Raw genomic sequence first — 1,903 nt, 5'->3', positions numbered from 1 at the left:
GAATTTTTGATTAATACGGTGGTTGTTACACGTTTTAACAAATAAGTGTTCGCTGGTGCCTTGATATTCACGTCCATTATCGGAATAAACACATTCAATAGTATAAGGACATTGGGTTAACAAATCGTTTTGTAAAAATTGTGCCGCGCTAAATTGGGATTTATTAGGGTAAATACCCGCATAAAGCTCACGTGAAAAATCATCAATACCGACAAATAAATATTCTCTAGTTTGCTGTTTCGTTTCATTTTTAAGTAAAGGTAAACGTTTGGTATCAACGTGTAACATTTCACCCGGATAGGTTTTGTTATAGCGTTTAGCTTGCCGTCTTAATTTATCTTCAATCGATTTTTCGACTTTAACCAGACGTTTAATTCCATAACGAATGGTTTTATAACGTTCATTCTTACTGGTTAAAGGCACAAAAAGCTTCAATCGGGCTTTCTTTAGTACATTATAAATGGTAGGCCGACTGACCATAAAGCGTTTTGCTAAATCAGTGACCGTTATTTTTTCTTTTGCTATATCTCTTGTCTATGATAAGGCGTTAATTTTGTTTTTTTATGTATATTTATTACAGTATTTTTTTAATCACTGTAAACAATGTGAGTAAATTTTATATATTTCTAATTAATCACTTTTCTTAATAATTAAATTAATGTTATATTTACAATATATTTACAAGAAATCTAATCATTTCATTTACTTTAAAAAGTTATGTTGTTTAGTTTATAGTTATTTTAATTTTTTTGTGAATAGGTAATATTAGTATTTTATGTTTTTAAAAGCGCAATATTTACTCGTATTTTCACAAAACGTAATTAGTTAATAAAAGAACTTTAATAAATTTTATTATATAAAATCATAGGGTTAAGTGATGAAAAAATTGCAATATGGACGAAGAAATGATATAATTAATAGTAAGGTACACAGGTACACAGGTACACAGGTACACAGGTACACAGGTACACAGGTACACAGGTACACAGGTCACCCTCTGAACAACTTAAAAAGTTATTTTTATACATACTGTTAATTTTCACGTATTCAAGTCCTTATAGTTACAAGTTGTACTTAATTAAAACTTCATTTTTACTACTTCGGATAAAACCGAAGTTTCTGACTAAAATAGCAAAGATTTGTAAACTAACTCCACGGTTAACGCAACCAAATATAAAAAATTATGCTTTTGGAATGATTTTGGTATTGTTATGTTTAACTATATCGAGTAATGCAATTGCACTATCAGCAATAACAGTAAAGACAATTCAAGGTAGTGCGCCTTTGGATCGGCTACACTAAATCATACAACTTTTTTAAGGGGTAAGGTAAACTTATCACAACTAAAAAAGGAACAAATATGAATAAGATTAAACGCAAAAGACGAACATTCACAGATGATTTTAAACACCAAATGGTCAGTCTTTATCAACATGGTAAATCACGTAGTGAAATCGTTGCCGAATATGATTTGACACCATCAGCTTTGGACCGTTGGATAACGCAAGCAAGCCAAAGCGGCTCATTTAAAACAAAAGATAATCGCAGTCCACAAGAACAAGAGTTAATCGCATTGCGTAAAGAGCTTAAACAACTCCGTATGGAAAACGATATTTTAAAGCAAGCAGCACTGATAATAGGACGAAAATCGCTATCCTAAAAGCAAATCGACATCGTTATAGCATAACAAAGCTATGTCAATATTTAGGATTATCAAGACATTATGCTTATTATCAGTGTAAATTGAATAGACAAAAATCAGTAGGGCTTTATGCCAATAAAATCGTGACGCTATTTAATCAGAGCTATCAGTCTTATGGTACAAGACGAATTCGTTTTGATTTACAGAAAGAGAATATTTGGGTGTCACGCCGTTACATTGCTCGGGTGATGAAAGCCTTAT

The 1,903-nt window shown here is 31.4% G+C and carries 2 protein-coding genes and 1 pseudogene; 2 read left to right on the top strand and 1 reads right to left on the bottom strand.

Annotated features, from left to right (window positions below; all coding sequences use genetic code 11):
* Window positions 1–510, bottom strand: a pseudogene (locus A9G38_RS07355) (DDE-type integrase/transposase/recombinase); the annotation flags it as partial.
* Between the two features lie 850 nt (window positions 511–1,360).
* Here A9G38_RS07355 and A9G38_RS07350 point away from each other — a divergent pair.
* Both A9G38_RS07350 and A9G38_RS12855 read left to right on the top strand, forming a co-directional pair.
* The gene (locus A9G38_RS07350) at window positions 1,361–1,660 is read left to right on the top strand and encodes an IS3 family transposase (protein ID WP_034885636.1); all 300 of its coding nucleotides are present in this window, start codon (window positions 1,361–1,363) and stop codon (window positions 1,658–1,660) included.
* Between the two features lie 125 nt (window positions 1,661–1,785).
* The coding region (locus A9G38_RS12855) for an IS3 family transposase (protein WP_442902855.1) at window positions 1,786–1,903 on the top strand (118 nt) is incomplete at its 3' end.

The sequence above is a fragment of the Gilliamella sp. Imp1-1 genome, assembly GCF_001690415.1.
Classification (GTDB): domain Bacteria; phylum Pseudomonadota; class Gammaproteobacteria; order Enterobacterales; family Orbaceae; genus Gilliamella; species Gilliamella bombi.
The sequence above is the reverse complement of the archived record's forward strand: the minus strand, read 5'-3'. Positions and strand labels throughout refer to the sequence as shown.